19 protein-coding genes are annotated in these 20,422 nt (G+C 68.3%); 12 read left to right on the plus strand and 7 right to left on the minus strand.

The window, feature by feature from the left end; genetic code table 11:
- Positions 1–154 precede the first annotated feature (154 nt).
- The gene (locus tag AB0J91_RS26555) at positions 155–622 is read left to right on the plus strand and encodes a MarR family transcriptional regulator (RefSeq protein WP_363873936.1); all 468 of its coding nucleotides are present in this window, start codon (positions 155–157) and stop codon (positions 620–622) included.
- Positions 619–1,035, plus strand: coding sequence for an organic hydroperoxide resistance protein (locus AB0J91_RS26560; protein WP_363873939.1), 417 nt, complete (start codon positions 619–621; stop codon positions 1,033–1,035). The genes AB0J91_RS26555 and AB0J91_RS26560 overlap by 4 nt, the downstream gene beginning before the upstream one ends.
- Here AB0J91_RS26560 and AB0J91_RS26565 read toward each other — a convergent pair.
- From AB0J91_RS26565 to AB0J91_RS26580, 4 genes are all read right to left on the minus strand, one after another.
- The gene (locus tag AB0J91_RS26565; protein WP_363873942.1) at positions 1,032–1,358 is read right to left on the minus strand and encodes a DUF202 domain-containing protein; all 327 of its coding nucleotides are present in this window, start codon (positions 1,356–1,358) and stop codon (positions 1,032–1,034) included. The two genes, AB0J91_RS26560 and AB0J91_RS26565, sit on opposite strands and share 4 nt — an antisense overlap.
- 1 nt (position 1,359) lies before the next feature.
- Positions 1,360–1,752 carry a DUF202 domain-containing protein gene (locus AB0J91_RS26570; protein ID WP_363873945.1) on the minus strand — a complete coding sequence of 131 codons (393 nt, stop codon included), beginning with the start codon at positions 1,750–1,752 and terminating at the stop codon, positions 1,360–1,362.
- A gap of 115 nt (positions 1,753–1,867) precedes the next feature.
- Positions 1,868–3,202 (minus strand): AMP-binding protein, encoded by a 1,335-nt coding sequence (locus tag AB0J91_RS26575; protein ID WP_363873948.1) that lies wholly within the window; start codon positions 3,200–3,202, stop codon positions 1,868–1,870.
- Positions 3,203–3,358: 156 nt separating this feature from the next.
- Positions 3,359–4,075 carry a MerR family transcriptional regulator gene (locus AB0J91_RS26580; RefSeq protein ID WP_363873951.1) on the minus strand — a complete coding sequence of 239 codons (717 nt, stop codon included), beginning with the start codon at positions 4,073–4,075 and terminating at the stop codon, positions 3,359–3,361.
- A gap of 128 nt (positions 4,076–4,203) precedes the next feature.
- Between AB0J91_RS26580 and AB0J91_RS26585 the strand changes: the two genes are divergently transcribed.
- From AB0J91_RS26585 to AB0J91_RS26620, 8 genes are all read left to right on the plus strand, one after another.
- Positions 4,204–5,334 (plus strand): CaiB/BaiF CoA-transferase family protein, encoded by a 1,131-nt coding sequence (locus AB0J91_RS26585; protein WP_363873954.1) that lies wholly within the window; start codon positions 4,204–4,206, stop codon positions 5,332–5,334.
- Positions 5,335–5,449: 115 nt separating this feature from the next.
- Positions 5,450–6,592: an acyl-CoA dehydrogenase family protein gene (locus tag AB0J91_RS26590; protein ID WP_363873957.1), complete on the plus strand. Its 1,143-nt coding sequence runs from the start codon at positions 5,450–5,452 to the stop codon at positions 6,590–6,592.
- A 59-nt stretch (positions 6,593–6,651) separates the two neighbouring features.
- A complete protein-coding gene (locus tag AB0J91_RS26595; RefSeq protein WP_363873960.1) occupies positions 6,652–7,812 on the plus strand; it encodes a nucleotide pyrophosphatase/phosphodiesterase family protein in 1,161 nt (386 codons plus the stop codon).
- A gap of 353 nt (positions 7,813–8,165) precedes the next feature.
- The gene (locus tag AB0J91_RS26600; RefSeq protein WP_363873963.1) at positions 8,166–9,668 is read left to right on the plus strand and encodes an FAD-linked oxidase C-terminal domain-containing protein; all 1,503 of its coding nucleotides are present in this window, start codon (positions 8,166–8,168) and stop codon (positions 9,666–9,668) included.
- Complete coding sequence (locus AB0J91_RS26605; RefSeq protein ID WP_363873966.1) at positions 9,668–10,906, plus strand: FAD-binding oxidoreductase; 1,239 nt, start codon at positions 9,668–9,670, stop codon at positions 10,904–10,906. Before AB0J91_RS26600 ends, AB0J91_RS26605 begins: the two co-directional genes overlap by 1 nt.
- Complete coding sequence (locus AB0J91_RS26610; RefSeq protein ID WP_363873969.1) at positions 10,906–12,222, plus strand: heterodisulfide reductase-related iron-sulfur binding cluster; 1,317 nt, start codon at positions 10,906–10,908, stop codon at positions 12,220–12,222. The genes AB0J91_RS26605 and AB0J91_RS26610 overlap by 1 nt, the downstream gene beginning before the upstream one ends.
- A gap of 234 nt (positions 12,223–12,456) precedes the next feature.
- Positions 12,457–13,671 (plus strand): acetyl-CoA C-acetyltransferase, encoded by a 1,215-nt coding sequence (locus tag AB0J91_RS26615; RefSeq protein ID WP_363873972.1) that lies wholly within the window; start codon positions 12,457–12,459, stop codon positions 13,669–13,671.
- 14 nt (positions 13,672–13,685) lie between these two features.
- Complete coding sequence (locus AB0J91_RS26620; RefSeq protein ID WP_363873975.1) at positions 13,686–15,905, plus strand: 3-hydroxyacyl-CoA dehydrogenase NAD-binding domain-containing protein; 2,220 nt, start codon at positions 13,686–13,688, stop codon at positions 15,903–15,905.
- A 63-nt stretch (positions 15,906–15,968) separates the two neighbouring features.
- On the opposite strand, the gene AB0J91_RS26625 is transcribed toward AB0J91_RS26620, so the two are convergent.
- From AB0J91_RS26625 to AB0J91_RS26635, 3 genes are all read right to left on the minus strand, one after another.
- Positions 15,969–16,217 carry a hypothetical protein gene (locus AB0J91_RS26625; RefSeq protein ID WP_363873977.1) on the minus strand — a complete coding sequence of 83 codons (249 nt, stop codon included), beginning with the start codon at positions 16,215–16,217 and terminating at the stop codon, positions 15,969–15,971.
- Between the two features lie 207 nt (positions 16,218–16,424).
- Positions 16,425–17,204: a hypothetical protein gene (locus AB0J91_RS26630; protein ID WP_363873979.1), complete on the minus strand. Its 780-nt coding sequence runs from the start codon at positions 17,202–17,204 to the stop codon at positions 16,425–16,427.
- Between the two features lie 184 nt (positions 17,205–17,388).
- The gene (locus AB0J91_RS26635; RefSeq protein ID WP_363873981.1) at positions 17,389–17,994 is read right to left on the minus strand and encodes a helix-turn-helix domain-containing protein; all 606 of its coding nucleotides are present in this window, start codon (positions 17,992–17,994) and stop codon (positions 17,389–17,391) included.
- Between the two features lie 82 nt (positions 17,995–18,076).
- On the opposite strand from AB0J91_RS26635, the gene AB0J91_RS26640 reads away from it, so the two are divergent.
- Both AB0J91_RS26640 and AB0J91_RS26645 read left to right on the plus strand, forming a co-directional pair.
- Positions 18,077–19,564 (plus strand): NAD(P)/FAD-dependent oxidoreductase, encoded by a 1,488-nt coding sequence (locus AB0J91_RS26640; protein WP_363873984.1) that lies wholly within the window; start codon positions 18,077–18,079, stop codon positions 19,562–19,564.
- 107 nt (positions 19,565–19,671) lie between these two features.
- The gene (locus tag AB0J91_RS26645; protein ID WP_363873987.1) at positions 19,672–20,373 is read left to right on the plus strand and encodes a DUF6319 family protein; all 702 of its coding nucleotides are present in this window, start codon (positions 19,672–19,674) and stop codon (positions 20,371–20,373) included.
- The last annotated feature ends 49 nt before the right edge of the window (positions 20,374–20,422 follow it).

Below are 20,422 nucleotides of genomic sequence, written 5' to 3' on the forward strand. Positions count from 1 at the left end.
CGGCGGCCCGAGGTGAGGATGGGAACCTTCCTGTCATCACCTCGGGCCGCTCTGCTGCGCTGACCTGCGGCGTCGAAATCTCACGCGATCAACGACGGGACGCGTGCGCGCCATTTAGTTGCGCACAACTGAATTGTGCGCTACGGTTTGTCTCGTGACGACGGAATCGACGCTGGACCGGCTGCTCTGCTTCGCGCTGCACAGCGCGTCGCGGGCCTTCACCAACCTCTACCGGCCGTTCCTCGACGAGGTCGGCCTGACCTACCCGCAGTACCTCGTGATGCTGGTGCTGTGGGAGCGCGAGTCGCTGACGGTCAAGGAGCTGGGAAACCTGCTCCGGCTCGATTCGGGAACGTTGTCGCCGCTGCTGAAACGACTCCAGACCCGTGGGCTGCTCGTCCGCACGCGCAGCGAGACCGATGAGCGGTCCGTTCGCGTCGAGGTCACCGACGAGGGGCGCGCGTTGCGGCAGCAGGCGCGCGACATCCCGCAGCGGATGGTCTCCGCGACCGGGATGGACCTCGGCGAGGTCGAGCAGCTGCGGTCCACGTTGGAAAACCTGACGACCACGTTGAACGACGCGGCACGCCGGGTCACCGAGAATCGGGAGACGAAGGCATGACAGTTCTCTACACGGCGGAGGCCACCGCGACCGGCGAAGGTCGCAGCGGACGCACGCGCACCTCGGACGGCTTGGTCGACCTCGAGCTGGCCATCCCCAAGGAGATGGGCGGCCCCGGCGGAGCCACCAACCCCGAGCAGCTGTTCGCGGCCGGCTACTCCGCCTGCTTCCACAGCGCCCTCCAGCTGGTCGCCCGCAAGCAGAAGGTCGACATCGAAGGCTCCTCGGTCACCGCCGAGGTCGGTATCGGCAAGAACGGTGACGGAGGCTTCGGCCTCAACGTCTCCCTCCTCGTCGACCTGCCCGGCGTTCCCGAGGAACAGGCTCAGCAGCTCGCCGAAGCCGCGGACGCGGTGTGCCCGTACTCCAACGCGGTGCGCGGCAACATCGGCCTCGAAGTCCGCATCGCCTAGGCGAACAGGACGTACACCGCGCCGGTCGCCCCGGCGAGCATCGCCAGCACCGCTGTCGCGGCGGGCAAAGCCCCGCCCGGCAGCGGTGCTTTCGCGCGCAGACGCCGATCGCTGCGCTGGTGGCGCCGCCACACCAGCCACGCCACCACCCCGCTGACCGGCAACGTCGTCAGCGCGCACACGACCGCGGCCAACGCGCTGTGGTGCGAGATCAACTTGAGCAGCACCAGCAGGCTCACGGTGAACGCCAACGCCGTGCGCAACCAGGCGAGGGTCGTGCGCTCGATCTGCAACCCCGGATCCCAGGGCTGGTGCTCGCGCACCTCAGAACCCGGTCACGAACAGCAGCACGCAGGCCGCCACACCGATCACACCCAAGCCGTAGCCCAGCACCGGAGCCAGGCGCGGAGCGGGCAGCGGCTTGCCCCGGCGCAGCGCGCGTTCGGTGGCCACCCACCTGGTGAAAGCCGTACCGCTGCACAGAACCCCGGCCAGCAGCAACGCGACCGCCAGCACGGTGCGGATGTCGCTGGGCTCAGCGGACACGGCGTTGAGTGCCTCAACACCGACCCCACCGGCCATCAGCGCCAACGCGGTGCGGATCCACGCCAGGAACGTCCGCTCGTTGGCGAGCGTGAACCGGGGGTCGGGCTCGTCGCCCTCCTCGTAGAGCCGCCGCGGCCAGCGCGCGCTCTCACCTTCGCCATCGGTCGCCATGGCCTCACGTTATCTCCTCCGAATGGCGCAACGGGCCGGTGCCCTGCGGGAAGCGCGAATCCGGCGACGGTTCGGCGCGGGATGGCAGGAAGGTTCCCATGCTCGGAACCCGCGGTCACAAGGCCAAGGGCATGTCGCCGCCGAACAGCTCCGGCTTGTGCCCGGTGATCGTGAGGTACCCGTCCGCGTCCAGCTCGCCGACGTCGCCCGTGGACAGCCACCCTTCGGCATCGGTGACGGGACGGACCATCCCGTCGGCCTCCAGGTAGCCCGCGCACACCAGCGGTCCGCGCAGCAGCACTTCGCCGTCGGACGCGATGCGCACCTCCATGCCGGGCATCGCCCGGCCGACCGTGCCCGTGCGGCGGGCGTCGGGACGATTCGTGGTGGCGCAACCGGTCGTCTCGATCAGGCCCCACAGCTCGCAGACGTCCAGCCCGACGCCGTTGAACAGCTCCAGCACCTCGGGGTCGAGCGGTCCGGAACCGATCGACGGCCACACCGTCCGGTTCAGCCCGACGCGGGCCCGCACCCGCTCGCGGTCCCGGGGCGTTCGGCGCTGCTCCGCCGGAACGCTGCGCAGCAGACCGGCAAGCTGCGACCACACCTGCGGCGAGGCGAAGAACAGCGCGGGCCGGGCTATCGGCAGCTCGTCGAGCACCTCGTCGCGATCACCGCAGAAGTGCACGTGCGCGGCGTCGTGGATCGCCGCGTAGATGACCACGACGCGTTCGGCGATGTGGCTCAGCGGCAGGTAGCTCAGGCGCGCGGTGTGGGGTTCGGGTCGGGTGAGGTGGTGCAGCGCGGCGGCGGCGAAGCAGATGTTGCTGTGGGTCAGCACCACGCCCTTGAGCCGATCGCTGTCCTCGCTCGGGTAGATGATGGCCGCCGGTGTCGCAGGAGTGACCGGTGCGCTTTCCCGCCGCAGCAAACCGGGGTCGTCGCGCAGCCGCTGCGCGCCGTGTCTTCGCAGGTCGGACCAGGTTCGGAAGCGGTGGTCCGCGCTGATCATCACCGCTTCGTCGAGCACCACGACGTGTTCGACCGTGCTGTCGTTGCGCAGCGCCTTCGCCCACCGCCGCAGCTGGTCGTTGCTCTCCAGCACCACCACTCGAGCGCGGCTGTGGGTGGCGATCGCGTGCACCTGGTCCTGGCTCAGCGCCGGGTGCAGGGTGCTGGGAACCGCGCCCAGATGTGTTGCCGCGACGTCTGCGAGCCAATGCTCGGCTCGGTTGGACATCATCAGCAGGATCGTCTGGCCCCGCTGCAAACCGAGTTCGCTGAGAGCTGCGGCAAGCAGCTCCACCTCCTCGCCCGCCTGCTTCCAGGTGAGGGTCCGGCCGTCGTCGGTCAGCGCGGGCTGGTCCGGGAACTGCGCGGTGTTGCGGGAGAACAGTCGTGGGATCGTCGTTTCCAGTGCTGCCTCGGCCCAGTCGTCCAAGGTGCTCATCGCAGCCGATCTCCCCTCGCCCCGAACAGCGGTTGCGATTGACGCGCGTTGAGGCGATGAAACCTGATCAGGACCGGTTGAAACCAGCGCCGAAAGCTGGAATCACGTTCCGACGAACCGGTTCACTTCGCTGATTTCCGGAGAAATCAGGAGGAATCAGACGTGGTCGCGGATGACGTCGTTGACGGCGCGCTGAAAGCCGTTGACCAGCACCTGAATGGTCAAGGGTCGGAGCTGGTCGGTCACCGCGCGCACTCGCTCGCGCTCGTCCTCCGGGCGCCCGTGCTCCATGTACGGCCGCAGCACGTTCTCCGCGAACAGCTCCCGAAGCTCGGTGGCGATCTGCGCGGTGTGCCGTTCGACGATCCCCTTGGCCTGCACCAGCATCTCCAGCGGCAGCGCCAGGTCGAGGATCTGCAGGCCCACTCCCAGCATCGCCGGGCTGGGCAACCGCAGCTCGTCGGAATCGTCGATGCGTTGCAGGATCCCCAGCTCCACCAGGTGCGCGACCAGGTCGTCGTCGAGGTGACGGCCCGCGCGGCGGTCCAGTTCGTGACGGTCCAGGTCTTCGGCGTGCTCGTCGGTCCACGGCGCGATCAGCGCGCGCTGCAGGGCGAGTTCGTCCGGTGAAGACCCCTCCGGGATGCGCTGCAGGTGCCGCTCGATCGCGGACAGGGTGAAACCGAGGGTCTGCAGCTCACGGATCAGATCCAGTCGCGCGAGGTGTTCAGCGCCGTAGAGTCCGAGACGGCCGCGCAGACGGGGAGCCGGCAGCAGGCCGCGCGACGAGTAGAAGCGGACCGTTCGCACGGTCACTCCGGCACGGGCGGCCAGTTCGTCGATGGTGAGCTCTTCGTCCGCAGTTCGGAGCATGCGGGTCACGTTACTCCTTGACCGCTGTTACACCAACGATGTAACACTGATTGCGTCGTGGTTCGCGTGTCGCGTGACACAGCGTTGTCCGAGGCTCGGGCTTGGCGCGTCGTGGAGAGGAATCTGTCGTGACCGCAACGGGCGGCCCCTTGGCCGGAGTGAAAGTCGTCGAGCTCGCCGGCCTCGGTCCGGCGCCCTTCTGCGCGATGCTGCTGGCCGACCTCGGCGCGGACGTCGTGCGCGTCGACCGACCCGGCGCCGGCGGCGCCGACGACCTGCTCAACCGGGGCAAGCGGTCGGTGCAGGTAGACCTCAAGCACGAACAGGGCCCGCAAGCAGTGCTCGCACTGGCCCAGGAGGCCGACGTGCTGCTGGAAGGTCTGCGGCCGGGCGTCACCGAACGCCTCGGCGTCGGCCCCGACCACTGCTGGGAGCTCAACCCCCGGCTGGTCTACGGGCGAATGACCGGGTGGGGGCAGGAAGGACCGCTCGCCCACACCTCCGGCCACGACGTCGGCTACGTCTCGCTCACCGGAATGCTGCACCTCATCGGCCGCAAGGACGGCCCCCCGCAGGTGCCTGCGAACCTGCTGGGCGACTTCGGTGGCGGCGCCATGTACCTGGCGGTCGGCGTGCTCGCCGCACTGCTGGAAGCCCGCGTGAGCGGACGCGGCCAAGTCGTCGACGCCGCGATCGTCGACGGAACCGCCCACCTGGGAACCATGCTGTGGGGCTTCTTCGGATCCGGCGGGTGGAGCACGGAACGCGGCACGAACCTGCTCGACACCGGAGCGCCCTACTACGACGTCTACGAAACCTCCGACGGCGGATACATCTCCGTCGGCGCGCTGGAACCCAAGTTCTACGCCGAACTGCTGGACAAGCTCGAACTGACGGGAAAGGTCCCAGACCGCGACGACGCCACGAAGTGGCCGGAGCTGCGGGAGACCTTCGCCGAGAAGTTCAAGCAGCGCACGCGCCAGGAGTGGACCGAGGTGTTCGACGGCTCCGACGCCTGCGTCGCACCGGTGCTGTCCATGGCCGAAGCGGAGCAGCACCCGCACCTGGCCGCCCGCGAGACCCTGGTGCGCCGCGACGGACGGGTGCAGCCGGCGCCCGCACCCCGGTTCAGCCGAACCCCGAACCCCGCGCCCGGCGCCATCGCCGCCCCAGGCGCGCACACCGAAGAGGTGCTGCGCGACTGGGGACTTCCCCAAGACCTGCTCGACTCGGGAGCGATGCAGTCCGCTCCGCGATGATCCACGGCGTGGTCGGCCGGCAGATTCGTTCCCACACAGCCGCTTCGCGGGTCGGCGATGACAGGAAGGTTCCCTTCCTCGCGCCACCCGCCACCAACCGGAAGGAAGCGTGAAGATGCGCAGGGAGTTGTTCGAGGCCGAGCACGAGGCGTTCCGCGAAACGGCTCGGACCTTCATCAACAAGGAACTCGTCCCGCACATCGAGGAGTGGGAGGCCGCGGGTCAGGTCAGCCGGGAATCCTGGCGAGCCGCCGGTGAGCAGGGCCTGCTCGGTTTCGCCGTCGACGACGAATACGGGGGCGGCGGCGTCGATGACTTCCGGTTCAACGTCGTCTTCGACGAGGAACTCGTCGCCGCAGGTGTCTCCGGGTTCGGATCACCGCTGCACAACGACATCGTCGCCCCCTACCTGATGAAGCTGGCCGACGACGAGCAGAAGCAGCGCTGGCTGCCCGGGTTCTGCTCCGGAGAGCTCATCTCCGCCATCGCCATGACCGAGCCCGGCGCCGGCAGTGACCTGCAGGGCATCCGCACCACGGCGGTCCGCGACGGCGACGACTACGTGATCAACGGGCAGAAGACCTTCATCAGCAACGGCATCATGGCCGACCTGGTGATCGTGGTGGCCCGCACCGACCCGGACGCGGGACACGAGGGGATCAGCCTGCTCGTGGTCGAGCGCGACATGCCCGGCTTCGAACGCGGCCGCAATCTCGACAAGATCGGCCAGAAGGCCCAGGACACCGCCGAGCTGTTCTTCAACGACGTGCGCGTGCCCGCCCGCAACCTCCTCGGCGCGGAAGGCCAGGGCTTCATCTACCTGATGCAGAACCTGCCGCAGGAACGGTTGTCGATCGGGGTGGCCTCGATCGCCTCGGCCGCCAAGATCCTGGAGCTCACCAAGGACTACTGCCGTGATCGCACCGCCTTCGGTCGCCCGATCGGCAAGTTCCAGAACACTCGCTTCGAACTCGCGGAGATGGCCACCGAGGTCCAGATCGGGCAGGTCTTCGCGGACCGCTGCGTGCAGGAACACGTGCGCGGTGAGCTCAGCATCGAACACGCCGCCATGGCCAAGTGGTGGCTCAGCGAACTCAACAAACGGGTCATCGACCGCTGCCTGCAGCTGCACGGCGGCTTCGGCTACATGACCGAGTACCCGGTCGCCAAGGCCTACCTGGACGCGCGGGTTCAGACCATCTACGGCGGCACGACCGAGATCATGAAGGAGATCATCGGCCGATCCATGGGATTCTGACGGCGTCGTCGGGAACGGCGCCCGCCGGTTCCCGCAACCCGCCGTGAAGGAGACGAGCCGTGGACTGGATCGTCGCCCCCGACCCCGATGGTCGCGCGCTGCGCGACGTCCTGCCGTCGATGCTGGCCGCGATGGGCGTCGACCGCTACACCGACACCATCGGCATCCCACCCTGCCGCAACGCCCTGGTGCTGCTGATCGACGGCCTCGGACACGAGCTGCTGCGGGCCCACGAATCCGATGCGCCGTTCCTGGCGAGCCTGCAGCACTCGCCGCCACTGACAGCAGGGTTCCCCACCACCACGGTCACCAGCATCACCTCGCTGGCCACCGGCCGGTGCGCCGGCGAGCACGGACTCGTCGGCTACACCTTCGCGGAACCGGGCGGTGGCCTGCTGCACCCGCTGAGCTGGACCGCGCGCAGCGCCCCCACAGGCGCCGACGGCGAGCGGGCCAGCCTGATGGAGCAGTGGCCCCCGGAGCAGGTGCAGCCCAACACGACCGTGCTGGAACGAGCCGTGGCCGCCGGTGTCGACGTCCGCACCGCGGTGCCCCCGCATTTCGAGGGGAGCGGTCTGACCAGGGCATCGTTGCGCGGCGGAAGCTTCCGCGGGGTGCGGGAGTTGGGGGATCTGGCCGCAGAGCTCCTCGACGCGGCCGACAGTCCCGGGCCCACCCTCTGCTACGGCTACCACGGTGGCGTTGACCTGCTCGGACACATCCACGGGCCCGGTTCGATCCAGTGGCGCATGCAGCTGAGGCAGATCGACGCGTTCGTGCAGATGGTCGCCGAACAACTACCTCCCGGCGTGGTGCTCGGCGTCGTGGCCGACCACGGGATGGTCGACCTGGACCCGGCAGCGTCGATCGACGCCGACAGCGACCCCGCACTGCTCGACGGCGTCCGGTTGCTCGGCGGCGAGGTGCGCGTGCGCCACGTCTACACCCACCCCGGCGCGCGGGACGACGTGCTGGCCGCGTGGCGGGACACCATCGGCGAGCGCGGTGCGGTGATCACCCGGGAACAGGCCATCGACGAGGGCTACTTCGGTCCGGTGTCGGCGGCGGTGAGCCCGCGCATCGGTGACGTGCTGGCGATCCTGCGCACCACCGGGGTGATCCGTTCGGTGGTCGAGCCCGGCGAGTCGAAGCTTCGGGGCCACCACGGTTCCCTGACCGCCGCGGAACAACTGGTGCCGGTGCTGGTGACCGGAGGCTGAGCACGGGTGGTCGGCGAGCGGCGGCGCTCGCCGGGTGCTCCGGTTCCCGCCCTGCCGGTGATGACCTGGTGGGCCCCTTCAGATCGGCTCCCTGGCCGGAGGGAGGGAACCTTCCGCTCACCGCAGGCAGTGGTGGGGCTTGGGAGCGGTCGAGTAGTGCAAGGGAACCTTTCGTTCACCGTTCCACCGCGGCCTCGACCTGCGTAGATCGTCTTTGACGTGCATATTCGGGCACACTCGAGGAGACAGGAACCCGCCTTGTCCACCTCTTGTATCTATGTTGTGAGCAACCTAGGATTTTCTTTCACGGAACCTTAATTCTGCTAGGCGGAAGTTTCCCGGGAGGCTGAACAATGCAGTCGGCCAGAGTCGAAACCGAGCGAGCGGCGGGAAGCCCAGCCGCGCTGAACACCGCGATACAGGAGTTCCGCGCGTTGCTGCCGGACGTAGCGGTCATCACCGACCCGCAGCGACTGCGGACCTACGAATGCGACGGACTCGCCAGCCACCGAGTCGTGCCGGCGGTGGTCGTGCTCCCCGAGACCGCCGAGCAGGTCCGGGACATCGTGCGAACCTGCGCCGCCAACGAGATCCCCTTCGTCGCGAGAGGTGCTGGAACAGGCCTGTCGGGTGGCGCGCTCCCGCACTCGTCCGGAGTCCTGGTGGTCACCTCCAAGATGCGCCGCATCGTGGAGATCGACATCGCCAACGAGCGGGCCGTCGTCGAACCCGGCGTCATCAACCTCGACGTCACCAAAGCCGCTGCGCCGCAGGGCTACTACTTCGCCCCCGACCCCTCGAGCCAGCAGGTCTGCTCGGTCGGCGGCAACGTGGCCGAGAACTCCGGAGGCGCGCACTGCCTGAAGTACGGCTTCACCGTCAACCACATCCTCGGCATCGAAGTGGTCACACCTGACGGCGAACTCGTCGAACTCGGTTCCGATGCGCGCGATGTTCCCGGATACGACCTCATGGGGGCCTTCGTCGGCAGCGAGGGGACTCTCGGCGTCGTCACCAAGATCACCGTGCGCCTCCTGCGCAAACCGGAAGCGGTGCAGACGCTGCTCGCCGGGTTCCCCTCCACGGACGAGGCGGGCGCGGCGGTATCGGCGATCATCGCCGACGGCGTGACCCCAGCAGCCATCGAGATGATGGACGCCCTGGCCATCGAGGCCGCCGAACAAGCAGTGCAGTGCGGCTACCCCGACGGGGCCGGAGCCGTGCTCGTCGTCGAGCTCGACGGCCCGGCGGCCGAGGTCGAGCACACCTTCGCCGAGGTCGAACGGCATTGCCGCGCGCACGGCGCATTCGAGATCCGAGTCGCAGCCGACGACGCGGAGCGGGCGATGATCTGGAAGGGCCGCAAATCGGCCTTCGCCGCAGTGGGCCGCATCAGCCCCGACTACATCGTTCAGGACGGGGTCATCCCGCGCACCGCGCTGCCCGAGGTGCTGGGGCGCATCTCCCGCCTGTCCAGCGAATCCGGCGTGCGCGTGGCCAACGTGTTCCACGCCGGTGACGGGAACCTCCATCCGCTGGTGCTCTTCGACGACGCCGAACCCGGTGCGGGTGAACGCGCCGAGGCCGTTTCCGGCGCGATCCTCGACCTGTGCATCGAGCACGGAGGGTCCATCACCGGCGAGCACGGAGTCGGTGCGGACAAGGTCAAGTACATGGGCCGCATGTTCACCGCCGATGACCTCGACACCATGCAGCGGGTCCGCTGCGCGTTCGACCCGGTCGGGATCTGCAACCCGGGCAAGGTCTTCCCCACACCACGGCTGTGCGGGGAAGTGCCGGGACGGCGAAAAGGCGTGCACCCCCTGACCGAAGCGGGATTGGCGGAGCAGTTCTGATGCACACGAAGACCACCGACGCCGCCCACGACGCACTGGTGGCCGCGCTCGGCGCCGACAACGTGCGCCCTGCCGCGGACGACGCCATGGGAATCGGCCACCAGCTGGTGGCCGCGGTGAAGGGAACCGAACAAGCAGCAGCGGCGATGAAGGTCGCCGCCGAACACCAACTGCGCGTCGTGCCCACGGGCTCGGGCAGCAAGCTCGACTGGGGCGCCCCGCCCCGTGACGTCGACCTGCTGCTGGACGTCTCGCCGGCCAACGAGATCGTCGAGCACGCCGCAGGCGACCTGGTCGTGCACGCGCTGGCGGGCACCCCGATCGCCGACATCAACCGCGTCGTGCGAGAAGGTGGCCAACAACTCGCCATCGACCAGCCCCTCGCCACCGCCACGGTCGGCGGGGTCATCGCCACGGCCACCTCCGGGCCGTGCAGGCACCTCTTCGGCGGCGTTCGTGACCTGCTGATCGGCATCACCGTGGTGCTCGCCGACGGCACCGTCACCACAGCCGGCGGGAAGGTCGTCAAGAACGTCGCAGGCTACGACCTCTGCAAGCTCTACACCGGCTCGTTCGGCACCCTCGGCGTGATCACCGAAGCCGTGTTCCGGCTGCACCCCGTGGCCGCCGAACACCGGTGGATCACCGTCTCCGCCGACGATCCCGCCGCGGCCGCCGAAGCCGCCGACATCATCCGCCATTCGCAGGCGATGCCCACCGCCATCGAGATCGACCGGCCGGATGGCGGTGCGCTCACGGTCTGCGGGCAGTTGGAAGGACGCCCTTCTGCCACCCACGATCGCGCGCTGGAACTGGCGGCCGCGGTCGGCGGTGAGGTCGTCGACCAGCCGCCGCGGTGGTGGGGGCAGCACCCGTTCGACGCCGACGGCACCGGGCTGCGCGTCGGCGCCAAGCCCGCCGCCATGCGCGCCTTGCTGACCGCCATCGAGGAGAGCCTCGGTGACCTGCCGGTTTCCGTGCGCGGTGCGATCGGGCTCGGCGTGCTGCACGTGGGCCTGCCGGCCGGAGTGGACCCGGCGGCGATCGCCCGGCTGACCGCACAACTGCGAGACCGCGCCGACTACGCGGTGCTCGAACGCGCTCCGCGCGAGGTTCTGGAGGTCGTGGACCCGTGGGGTCCCGTCGCCGCCGGACCGCTCGCGCTGATGCGCCGCACCAAGGACCAGTTCGATCCGCAACACCGGCTCGCCCCCGGCCGGTTCGTGGGAGGAATCTGATGACCGAGACCCCCGCCCGCCCAGGCGCCTTCGACGCTTTCCACCCGCCGCAGCGCGAACTCATCGACGACTGCGTGCACTGCGGCTTCTGCCTTCCCAGCTGCCCCACCTACGACCTGTGGGGCGAGGAGATGGACTCCCCTCGCGGGCGCATCTACCTGATGAAGGAAGGACTCGAAGGCGAACCGCTCACCGACAACGTGGTCGAGCACTTCGACGCCTGCCTGGGCTGCATGGCCTGCGTGACCGCCTGCCCATCAGGCGTGCAGTACGGCACGCTGATCACCGAGACCCGTGCGCAGGTCGAACGCCACCACGAGCGCAGCCGGTTCGAGAAACTGCTGCGCACAACCATCTTCACGCTGTTCCCCTACCCGAAGCGGCTCCGCGCGATGCGCGGCCCGCTCGCCCTCTACCAGCGGACCCGGCTGGGGAGGTTGCTCAAGCGCACCGGGCTGATGGACAAGCTCCCCGCAGGGCTCCAGGTCATGGAATCCCTCGCTCCGCCCATCAGTCGCGCCGAGAAGCTCCCGCAGCGGATCCCGGCCAGGGGTGAGCGGCGCACGACCGTCGGCATGATCACCGGGTGCGTCCAGTCGGCGTTCTTCCCCGACGTCAACGCGGCCACGGCCCGAATCCTCGCCGCAGAAGGATGCGATGTGGTCGTTCCGCCCTCGCAGGGCTGCTGCGGTGCGCTCAGCGAGCACTCGGGACGCGAGGAGGAAGCGGTCGGCTTCGCCCGTGAGCTGCTGGACACCTTCGAAGCGTCCGGCGTGGATCACGTGGTCATCAACTCGGCCGGGTGCGGGTCGACGCTCAAGGAATACCCGCGACTGCTCCAGGACGACCCGGAGTACCGGGAGAAGGCCGAGCGGTTCTCGTCGAAGGTGCGCGACATCGCCGAACTGCTGGTGGAGCTCGGTCCCGTGGCGGAGCGCCACCCGCTGCCGGTGAAGATCGCCTACCACGACGCGTGCCACCTCGCGCACGGGCAGGGCATCCGGTCGCAACCGCGCGACTTGCTGCGCGCCATTCCCGAGCTGCAGCTCAGCGAGATCAACCGGGCCGAGCTGTGCTGCGGTTCGGCGGGCGTCTACAACCTGCTGCAGCCCGAGCCCGCCCGCGAGCTCGGTGACCGCAAGGCCGCGAACGTGCTCGACACCGGCGCGGAGTTGCTGGTGACGGCCAACCCCGGCTGCTCGATGCAGATCCGCACCGCCCTGGAGCGGCGCGGGGAGAGCATGTCGATGGCGCACACGGTGCAGGTGCTGGACGCCTCGATCCGCGGCGCGGGGGCGGACTCACTGCTGCGATGAGTTCGTGTCGATGAGCGGGGCCGTCGTTGCGACGGCCCCGCTTCGTCGTTGAGAGCAAGGGAACCTTCATCGCTGAACTCGGGCCGGTTCGTGGGTGGATGGTGAACGGAAGGTTCCCATGCTCGGAACACCACGCTGCTCCGTCCGGCCGACAGCGCTATGGTCATTGACTGTGACAGCATTGGTGTCACACTCTGGGTGGAGCACCTGCCGCAATGAGGAGGCACGCCACACATGTCCGAGGCGTTCGTCTACGACGCGATCCGCACACCGCGGGGTCGTGGAAAGAAAAACGGTTCGCTGCACGGGGTGAAGCCGATCACCCTCGCCGTGAGCCTGATCGAGGAGCTGCAGCGCCGTCATCCGCAGCTCGATCCCGCGCTGATCGATGACGTCGTGCTCGGCGTGGTCTCGCCAGTGGGTGATCAGGGCAGCGACATCGCCAAGACCGCCGCGCTCGCCGCCGGCCTTCCCGAAACCGTCGCCGGCGTCCAGCTGAACCGCTTCTGCGCTTCGGGCCTGGAAGCCGTCAACATCGCTGCGCAGAAGGTCCGATCCGGCTGGGAGGACGCGGTCCTCGCCGGCGGTGTCGAGTCCATGTCTCGCGTCTCGCTGGGTTCCGACGGCGGAGCCTGGGCGATGGACCCGGAGACCAACTACGCCACGTCGTTCGTGCCGCAGGGCATCGGCGCCGACCTCATCGCCACCATCGAAGGCTTCGACCGCGGCACGGTGGACGCCTACGCGGCCGAGTCGCAGGACCGCGCCGCCAAGGCGTGGGCCGACGGCCGCTTCGGCGACTCCGTGATCCCCGTCAAGGACCGCAACGGTCTGACCGTCCTCGACCGCGACGAGCACATCCGCCCCGGCACCACGGCCGACTCCCTCGGCGGTCTCAAGCCCTCGTTCGCCGACATCGGGGAGATGGGCGGTTTCGACTCCGTCGCCCTGCAGAAGTACCACTGGGTCGAGAACATCGACCACGTGCACACCGCCGGGAACTCCTCCGGCATCGTCGACGGCGCCGCGCTGGCGCTGATCGGCAGCGCGGGCCTCGGGGAACGCACCGGGCTCAAGCCGCGCGCCCGCATCGTCTCCGCAGCGCTCTCGGGCGCCGACCCGACGATCATGCTCACCGGCCCCGGACCGGCCGTGCGCAAGGCGCTGGGCAAGGCCGACATGAGCATCGAGCAGATCGATCTGATCGAGATCAACGAGGCCTTCGCCGCGGTTCCGCTGAAGTTCATGAAGGAGTTTGACGTTGACCACGACAAGGTCAACGTCAACGGCGGTGCCATCGCCATGGGCCACCCGCTGGGTGCCACCGGGGCGATGATCCTGGGCACCGTCATCGACGAACTCGAACGCCGCAACCTCCGATACGGCCTGGCAACGCTGTGCATCGGTGGCGGCATGGGGATCGCGACCATCGTCGAACGGATCGGCTGAGGGACACATCAGACATGAGCGAGCAGAACACCATCCGCTGGGAGTCCGACGCCGACGGAATCGTCGTGCTGACCCTGGACGACCCCCAGCAGCAGGCCAACACCATGAACCTGCGCTACCAGGCCAGCATGGACGCGATCCTGCACCGCCTGGAAACCGAGCGCGACAACATCACCGGCGTCGTTCTCACCTCTGCGAAGAAGACCTTCTTCGCAGGTGGCGACCTGCGTGAACTCATCCAAGCCCGTGCCGGCGACGCCGAGTCCGTCTCCGCGACCACGGCCAACGTCAAAAAGCAGCTGCGCCGACTGGAAACGCTCGGCAAGCCCGTGGTCGCCGCGCTCAACGGCACCGCCCTCGGCGGCGGCCTGGAGATCGCGCTGGCCTGCCACCACCGCGTCGCGCTGAACAACCCCAAGGCCCGCTTCGGCTTCCCCGAGGTCAGCCTCGGACTGCTGCCCGGCGCCGGCGGCGTGGTGCGCAGCGTGCGGCTGCTGGGCATCGCCGAGGCGTTGCTCAACGTGCTGCTGCAGGGACAGCAGCTGCGACCGGACAAGGCCCTCAAGACCGGCCTGATCCACGAGCTGGTCGACACTCCCGAGGAGATGCTGGCCAAGGCCAAGGAGTGGATCAAGGCCAACCCGGAGGCCGCTCAGCCGTGGGACACCCCCGGGCACAAGATCCCCGGCGGCACCCCGTCGTCCCCGAAGTTCGCCGCCAACCTGCCCGCGTTCCCGGCCAACCTGCGCAAGCAGCTCAAGGGCGCTCCCATGCCCGCGCCGCGCAACATCATGGCCGCCGCGGTCGAGGGCAGCCAGGTCGACTTCGACACCGCCCTGGACATCGAGGGCCGCTACTTCGTCGAGCTGGTCTGCGGCCAGACCGCGAAGAACATGAGCAAGGCGTTCTTCTTCGACCTGCAGCACATCAACGCCGGTGGGAGCCGTCCCGACGGTGAACCGGAGTTCCGCGCGAAGAAGGTCGCGGTTCTCGGTGGCGGCATGATGGGCGCAGGCATCGCCTACGTCTGCGCCAAGGCCGGCATGCAGGTCGTCCTCAAGGACGTCTCGTTGGAGAACGCCGAGAAGGGCAAGGACTACTCGGCGAAGATCCTTGAGAAGGCCGTCGCCAGGGGTCGCTCCACGCAGGAGAAGGCCGACGAGCTGCTCGGCCGCATCACCGCGACCGACCAGATCGAGCCGCTGTCGGGCTGCGACCTCGTCATCGAGGCGGTCTTCGAGAACCTCAAGCTCAAGCACCAGGTCTTCGGCGAGATCCAGGACGTCATCGACGACGACGCCCTGCTGTGCTCGAACACCTCGACGCTGCCGATCACCGACCTGGCGGAAGGGGTCCGCAAGCGCGAGGACTTCATCGGGCTGCACTTCTTCTCACCGGTCGACAAGATGCCGCTTGTGGAGATCATCTCGGGCGAGCAGACCAGCGACCGCGCGTTGGCCCGCGCGTTCGACGTGGTGCGTCAGATCAACAAGACGCCGATCGTGGTCAACGACAGTCGCGGGTTCTTCACCAGCAGGGTCATCGGCACCTTCATCAACGAGGGCGTGGCGATGCTGGCCGAGGGGATCCACCCGGCTTCCATCGAGCAGGCTTCCTCGCAGGCCGGGTTCCCGGCTCCGGTGCTGCAGCTGTTCGACGAGCTGACCCTGACCCTGCCGCGCAAGATCCGCGACGAGTCGAAGGCGGCGGTTGAAGCCGCTGGCGGCACGTGGGTTCCGCACCCCGCCGAGCAGGTCATCGACCGCATGGTGGAGGAGTTCGACCGTCCCGGTCGCTCCGGCGGTGCCGGCTTCTACGACTACGCCGACGGCAAGCGGACCGGACTGTGGCCGGGCCTGGTGGAGCACTTCGGGTCCACCGACACCGACCCCGCCTCGGTCGACCTGACGGACCTGACCGAGCGGATGATGTTCGTCGAGGCGTTGGAGACGGTGAAGTGCCTCGACGAGGGCGTGTTGACGTCCGTGCCGGACGCCAACATCGGCTCGATCATGGGCATCGGTTTCCCGCCGTGGACCGGCGGCGTCGTGCAGTACATGAACGGTTACCCGGGTGGCCTGGCCGGTTTCGTCGCTCGCTCCCGCGAACTCGCGGAGCGCTACGGCGACCGGTTCCAGCCTCCGGAGTCGCTGGTCAAGCGTGCTGCCAACGGCGAGCCGTTCGACAACGGCGAGCCGGACGCGGAGATCGTGAAGGCCACCGCGGCCGAGTGAGCTGACAAAACGAGGCGCCGGACCCGAAAATGGGCCCGGCGCCTCGTCGTTCGCTCAGCGTGCTCAGCCCTTGGCGTGGTCCACAATCGGGGCGTTGACGCACTCCGGGGTCTGCGGCGACAGAACCGGGACAACCGCGCCGAGGACGGCGACGTTGTCTCCGCACCCCTGCACCGGAACGGCGCTGATGTTGTTGTCGTTCGCCCCGTTGACGCCCTCGTTGTCCGCGCTGTCGGCGAACGCCGGGCCGGCCAGGGCCAGCATGGCGGTGGCGGCGCCGGCAACGCCGGCGATACGTGCAGCGGTACGCACTGTGGTTCTCCTTATGGATGACTTTTCTTCAGGGCGTTAACCCTTGCGGCACAGGGAATTTCTGCGCTTCTCCTGCGTCGCGCGGCAGAGTCTGCGACATGAGTCGCGCTCAAGTCGAACTCAGAAGGGCGTTTTCAGCCGAATACCCTCGATGGAGTGACGGTGAATCAGACATTCCACTGTGGATTTCCGGCTGGATCGCCTTTCTCAGTTCAGCGGCAGGACGCCGGTGATCCGCTGCAGCGGAGCTTCGGCGGCTCCGCCGACGACCTTGTCGGCCTCGGACACGACCGGGGTGTTCTTCGTCGCGGGAAGCACGTCGCTGGGCTTGGCCAGCGTCAGCGGCTCACCGGAGGTCTGCAGCGGGTTGTTCTGCAGGGTCGGTGCGACCAAGGCCACCGGGTTGCTGATGGGCTCGGACTCGTAGCCCTGGGCGGCGGTCAGCGCCACCGCCGTGTCCATCGCGGAGAAGCCCTGGTGGTTCGGCTTGCGCGGGCCGATCTCGGTGTCCAGCAGCGCAGCGTCGGGCGTGTGCTCGTACACCATGCCGAGGTGGCCCGGGGTCACCGAGCCGGCGACGGTCGGCCGGGTCTTGGTCATCTTCGAAACCCGGGTGGTCTCGGCGAAGACGTGCCCGAGCACGCGGTTCGGCTTGCCGGGGGCGAGCACAGGACGTCCGTCCTGCAGCTCACCGGCAACGCCGTGCCCGGTCTTGGTGATGTCCACGCCGACCTTCTTGATGACGTTCGGCGAGCTCACGTCCAGCTGCGCGTCGGCGCACGGTGCCTTGGTGGGGCTGAACGAAGGCCCTTCCTGCATCTGGCAGGCGTTGGCCGGGATCCCGGCGGTGATCTCGTCCGGAACGGACGTCAGATCGGGCTTTTCGATGTCGGTGGTTCCCGCCGCGTTCGCGGCACCGGTGCCGACAGTGGCGAGGCCCGCGGCCATGACGGCCGCCTTGACTGTGCGCGTGGTCCAGGAGCGCAAGATTGGATCTCCTCGAGTCGGAGGTGTTGGCACGGCTGACTCGACATCGGAGACGTTCTAGAGGATCTTGAGCCGCTAGCGGCGAATGCAGCCCGAACGAGTGAAGATCTGTGCGTGGGCGCGGGTGCGGCACTGGGAGAGAGGTTCCCATGCGCCGCTTCGCGCCCCGCATCCGGTGGTAGTTCTAGAAGCCCAGGCCCGGAGCGAACAGCGCGATCATGTGCTCGGTGGCCTTCTCGGCGGTGACCTCCGGGTGGTGGTCCCGCCAGAGGGCGAGCCGCTCGCTGGCGCCGATGATCGCCTCGGCGTACACCTCGGCCTGCTGGTGGTCGAGGTCTTCGCACACCGTTCGCAGCAGGTCCGCGGTGAAGTAGCGCTGCTGGACGCGGATGGCCTCCAGCTCGGTGTTGACCGGGGCGCTGGGGATGGAGAACTCGTTGCGCAGCAGCGCCCACGCCTGCGCGTGGTCGTCGCTGAAGCGGAAGAAGGCCAACTGGCAGTCGTGGAGCTTCTGCTCCGGACTGGTGGCCTCGGCTGCGGCCCGGCTGGTGGCTTCGAGGAGTTCGGCCTTGGACCGCTGCAGGCAGGCCAGCAGCAGGCCTTCCTTGGAACCGAAGTATTCGTAGAGCATCGGTTTGGACAGGCCCACCTGGCTGGCGATGTCGTCCATCGAGGTCGCCTGGTAACCGGCGTGGGCGAAAATCCGCTCCGCGACTTCCAGGATCTGCGTCTCGCGCTCGGCCCGGGACATTCGCTTGCGGCCGCTGGCCGGTGCAGTAGACCTCGTCACGAATCAACCCTACCGCAGGTAACCTACTCGTAGTAGCCTACTGCGGAGTAGATAAGGTGCCGGTGTCCGAGGAGGGGCTCTGATGGTGCAGAAGCAGTCGCCTGGCCAGCGTCGATACGAAACTTCGGTCGTCATCGTCGGAACCGGGTTCTCCGGTCTCGGCATGGCTATCAAGCTCAAGCAGGCCGGCATCGACGACTTCATCGTCCTGGAGAAGTCCTCCGACCTGGGCGGGACCTGGCGGGACAACACCTACCCGGGCTGTGCCTGCGACGTGCCGTCGCTGATGTACTCGTTCTCGTTCGAGCAGAACCCGAACTGGTCGCGGTTGTTCGCCGAGCAAGGCGAGATCAACGAATACCTGAGCCACTGCGCGGACAAGTACCAAGTCCGCGACCACGTGCACCACGGCGTGGAGTTCACCGGCGCCGAATACGACGAGCAGGCCAAGACCTGGCTGGTCACCACCGGCGACGGCACCGAGTACGTCGGCCGGGCCCTGGTGTCCGGCGTCGGCGCCCTGCACATCCCCAGCTACCCGGACCTGCCCGGTGTGCAGGACTTCGAAGGCGAGATCTTCCACTCGGCGGAGTGGAACCACGACTACGACCTGCGAGGAAAGCGCGTCGCGGTCGTCGGGACGGGCGCGAGCGCGATCCAGTTCGTCCCCCGCGTCGCGGAGCAGGCCCAGAAGCTGCACCTGTTCCAGCGCACGCCCCCGTGGATCCAGCCCAAGCCCGACCGGGCGATCCCGGAGTCGGTCAAGAAGCTGTTCCGCACCGTTCCGCTGGCGCAGCGCACGGCGCGCGTCGCCATGTACTGGATCCTCGAAGCCCGCTTCTTCGCGGTGTTCAACAAGCGCCTGGGCAAGGCCGCTGAATGGCTGTCCAAGCGCTACATCCGCAAGACGATCTCGGACCCGAAGCTGCGCGAGGCCGTCACGCCGGACTACTCGATGGGGTGCAAGCGCATCCTGCTCTCCAGCGACTACTACCCCGCGCTCAACCGGTCCAACGTCGACGTCGACACAAGCGGCGTCACCGAGGTCCGGAAGAACTCCGTGGTGACAGGTGATGGCCAGGAGCACGAGGTCGACGCGATCATCTACGGCACCGGCTTCCACGTCACCGACGCCTACGACCACCTCGCCATCGTCGGGCGAGAAGGACGCAAGCTCCAGGACACCTGGCGCGACGGCGCCGAGACCTACCTCGGCATCACCGTCTCCGGCTTCCCCAACCTGTTCTTCCTGCTCGGCCCGAACACCGGCCTCGGCCACAACTCGGTCGTGTTCATGATCGAGTCGCAGCTGAACTACGTGATCGACTGCATCCGCCGGATCCACAAGGGCGAGATCGGCCAGGTCGACGTTCGTCAGCCGGTGCAGGACGCGTTCAACCGCGAGCTCCAGTCCGAACTGGGCGACGGCGTGTGGTCGGTCGGAGGGTGCCGGAGCTGGTACCTCGACGAGAACGGCGTGAACCGCACGCTGTGGCCGGGATTCACCTGGAAGTACTGGGCGCGCACGAGGAAGGCGGACCTGTCCGACTACGAGGTCACCGCGCGCTGAGGTGATCGGATCGCCCAACCCCGTTGAAGCTTCGCACGGGCGTTCGATATAGTGATCGAGTCACTGTCGAGCAGCCCCCCAGGGGCGCACCCTAGCTAGGGGCGGCGATGTCACCGCTGTCGTCCGATGAACTGCGCACAATCCGCGAGGAGCTCAGCGCTGGAACCACGCCGACGGTGTGGTTCACCAGCTCTGCCGTCGGAGTCCAAGAAGGGCGCTCCGGCAAGGTGATCGCGCTCGGCGAACCGGCCGAAGGGGACTTCATCCAGGTCCGCCCGGCCGGTTCGAAGGACGTCCTGTCCTTCTCCACCGCAGAAGTCACCCAGGTCAAACCGCCCCGCAAGAAGCCGACGCCGGAACCGGCGGCCAAACCCGCCGCGAAAACCCCGGCCAGCACACCGAGCCGGGCGACCGAGACGAAGCCGGTCGAGAAGCCCGCCGCGAAACCAGCGCCTGCTCCCGCCGCCAAGTCGAGCACCCAGGCCACGGCCAAACCCGCCGACAACTCCGCGGCACGACGCAAACCGCGACAGGTCAAGCAGCCCGTCGGCGGTGCCGTCGTGACGCTCACCGCCGACCAGGACGGTCAGTGGAGCGTCGAAGTCGCCAACGCCAAGCGGAAACTGGTCAAACCCACCCAGGTGCCGGCCAACGCCGTCGCCCAGGCGGCGAAACTGCTGCACGACGACGTCGCCGCAGCAGTCGAGCCGTTGATCGACGCCGCACGTGAACAGCACCGCGCGCGCGTCGAACAACTCCGAGCCGAGCTCGAAGCCGCCGAGGCGGCACTGGAAGAACTCGACGAGTGAGTCGTGGGGGGGGCGGGGGGGGCGGGCACCAACACCCCCACACGACACC

It is taken from the genome of Saccharopolyspora sp. NPDC049357 (assembly GCF_040677225.1).
Classification (GTDB): Bacteria; Actinomycetota; Actinomycetes; order Mycobacteriales; family Pseudonocardiaceae; genus Saccharopolyspora.

Coding starts and splice junctions, on each gene's coding strand:
- AB0J91_RS26600 (WP_363873963.1), top strand. CDS start 8,166: ATGCAGTCGGCCAGAGTCGAAACCGAGCGAGCGGCGGGAAGCCCAGCC.
- AB0J91_RS26610 (WP_363873969.1), top strand. CDS start 10,906: ATGACCGAGACCCCCGCCCGCCCAGGCGCCTTCGACGCTTTCCACCCG.
- AB0J91_RS26575 (WP_363873948.1), bottom strand. CDS start 3,202: ATGAGCACCTTGGACGACTGGGCCGAGGCAGCACTGGAAACGACGATC.
- AB0J91_RS26560 (WP_363873939.1), top strand. CDS start 619: ATGACAGTTCTCTACACGGCGGAGGCCACCGCGACCGGCGAAGGTCGC.
- AB0J91_RS26645 (WP_363873987.1), top strand. CDS start 19,672: ATGTCACCGCTGTCGTCCGATGAACTGCGCACAATCCGCGAGGAGCTC.
- AB0J91_RS26620 (WP_363873975.1), top strand. CDS start 13,686: ATGAGCGAGCAGAACACCATCCGCTGGGAGTCCGACGCCGACGGAATC.
- AB0J91_RS26580 (WP_363873951.1), bottom strand. CDS start 4,075: ATGCTCCGAACTGCGGACGAAGAGCTCACCATCGACGAACTGGCCGCC.
- AB0J91_RS26605 (WP_363873966.1), top strand. CDS start 9,668: ATGCACACGAAGACCACCGACGCCGCCCACGACGCACTGGTGGCCGCG.
- AB0J91_RS26615 (WP_363873972.1), top strand. CDS start 12,457: ATGTCCGAGGCGTTCGTCTACGACGCGATCCGCACACCGCGGGGTCGT.
- AB0J91_RS26590 (WP_363873957.1), top strand. CDS start 5,450: ATGCGCAGGGAGTTGTTCGAGGCCGAGCACGAGGCGTTCCGCGAAACG.
- AB0J91_RS26640 (WP_363873984.1), top strand. CDS start 18,077: ATGGTGCAGAAGCAGTCGCCTGGCCAGCGTCGATACGAAACTTCGGTC.
- AB0J91_RS26570 (WP_363873945.1), bottom strand. CDS start 1,752: ATGGCGACCGATGGCGAAGGTGAGAGCGCGCGCTGGCCGCGGCGGCTC.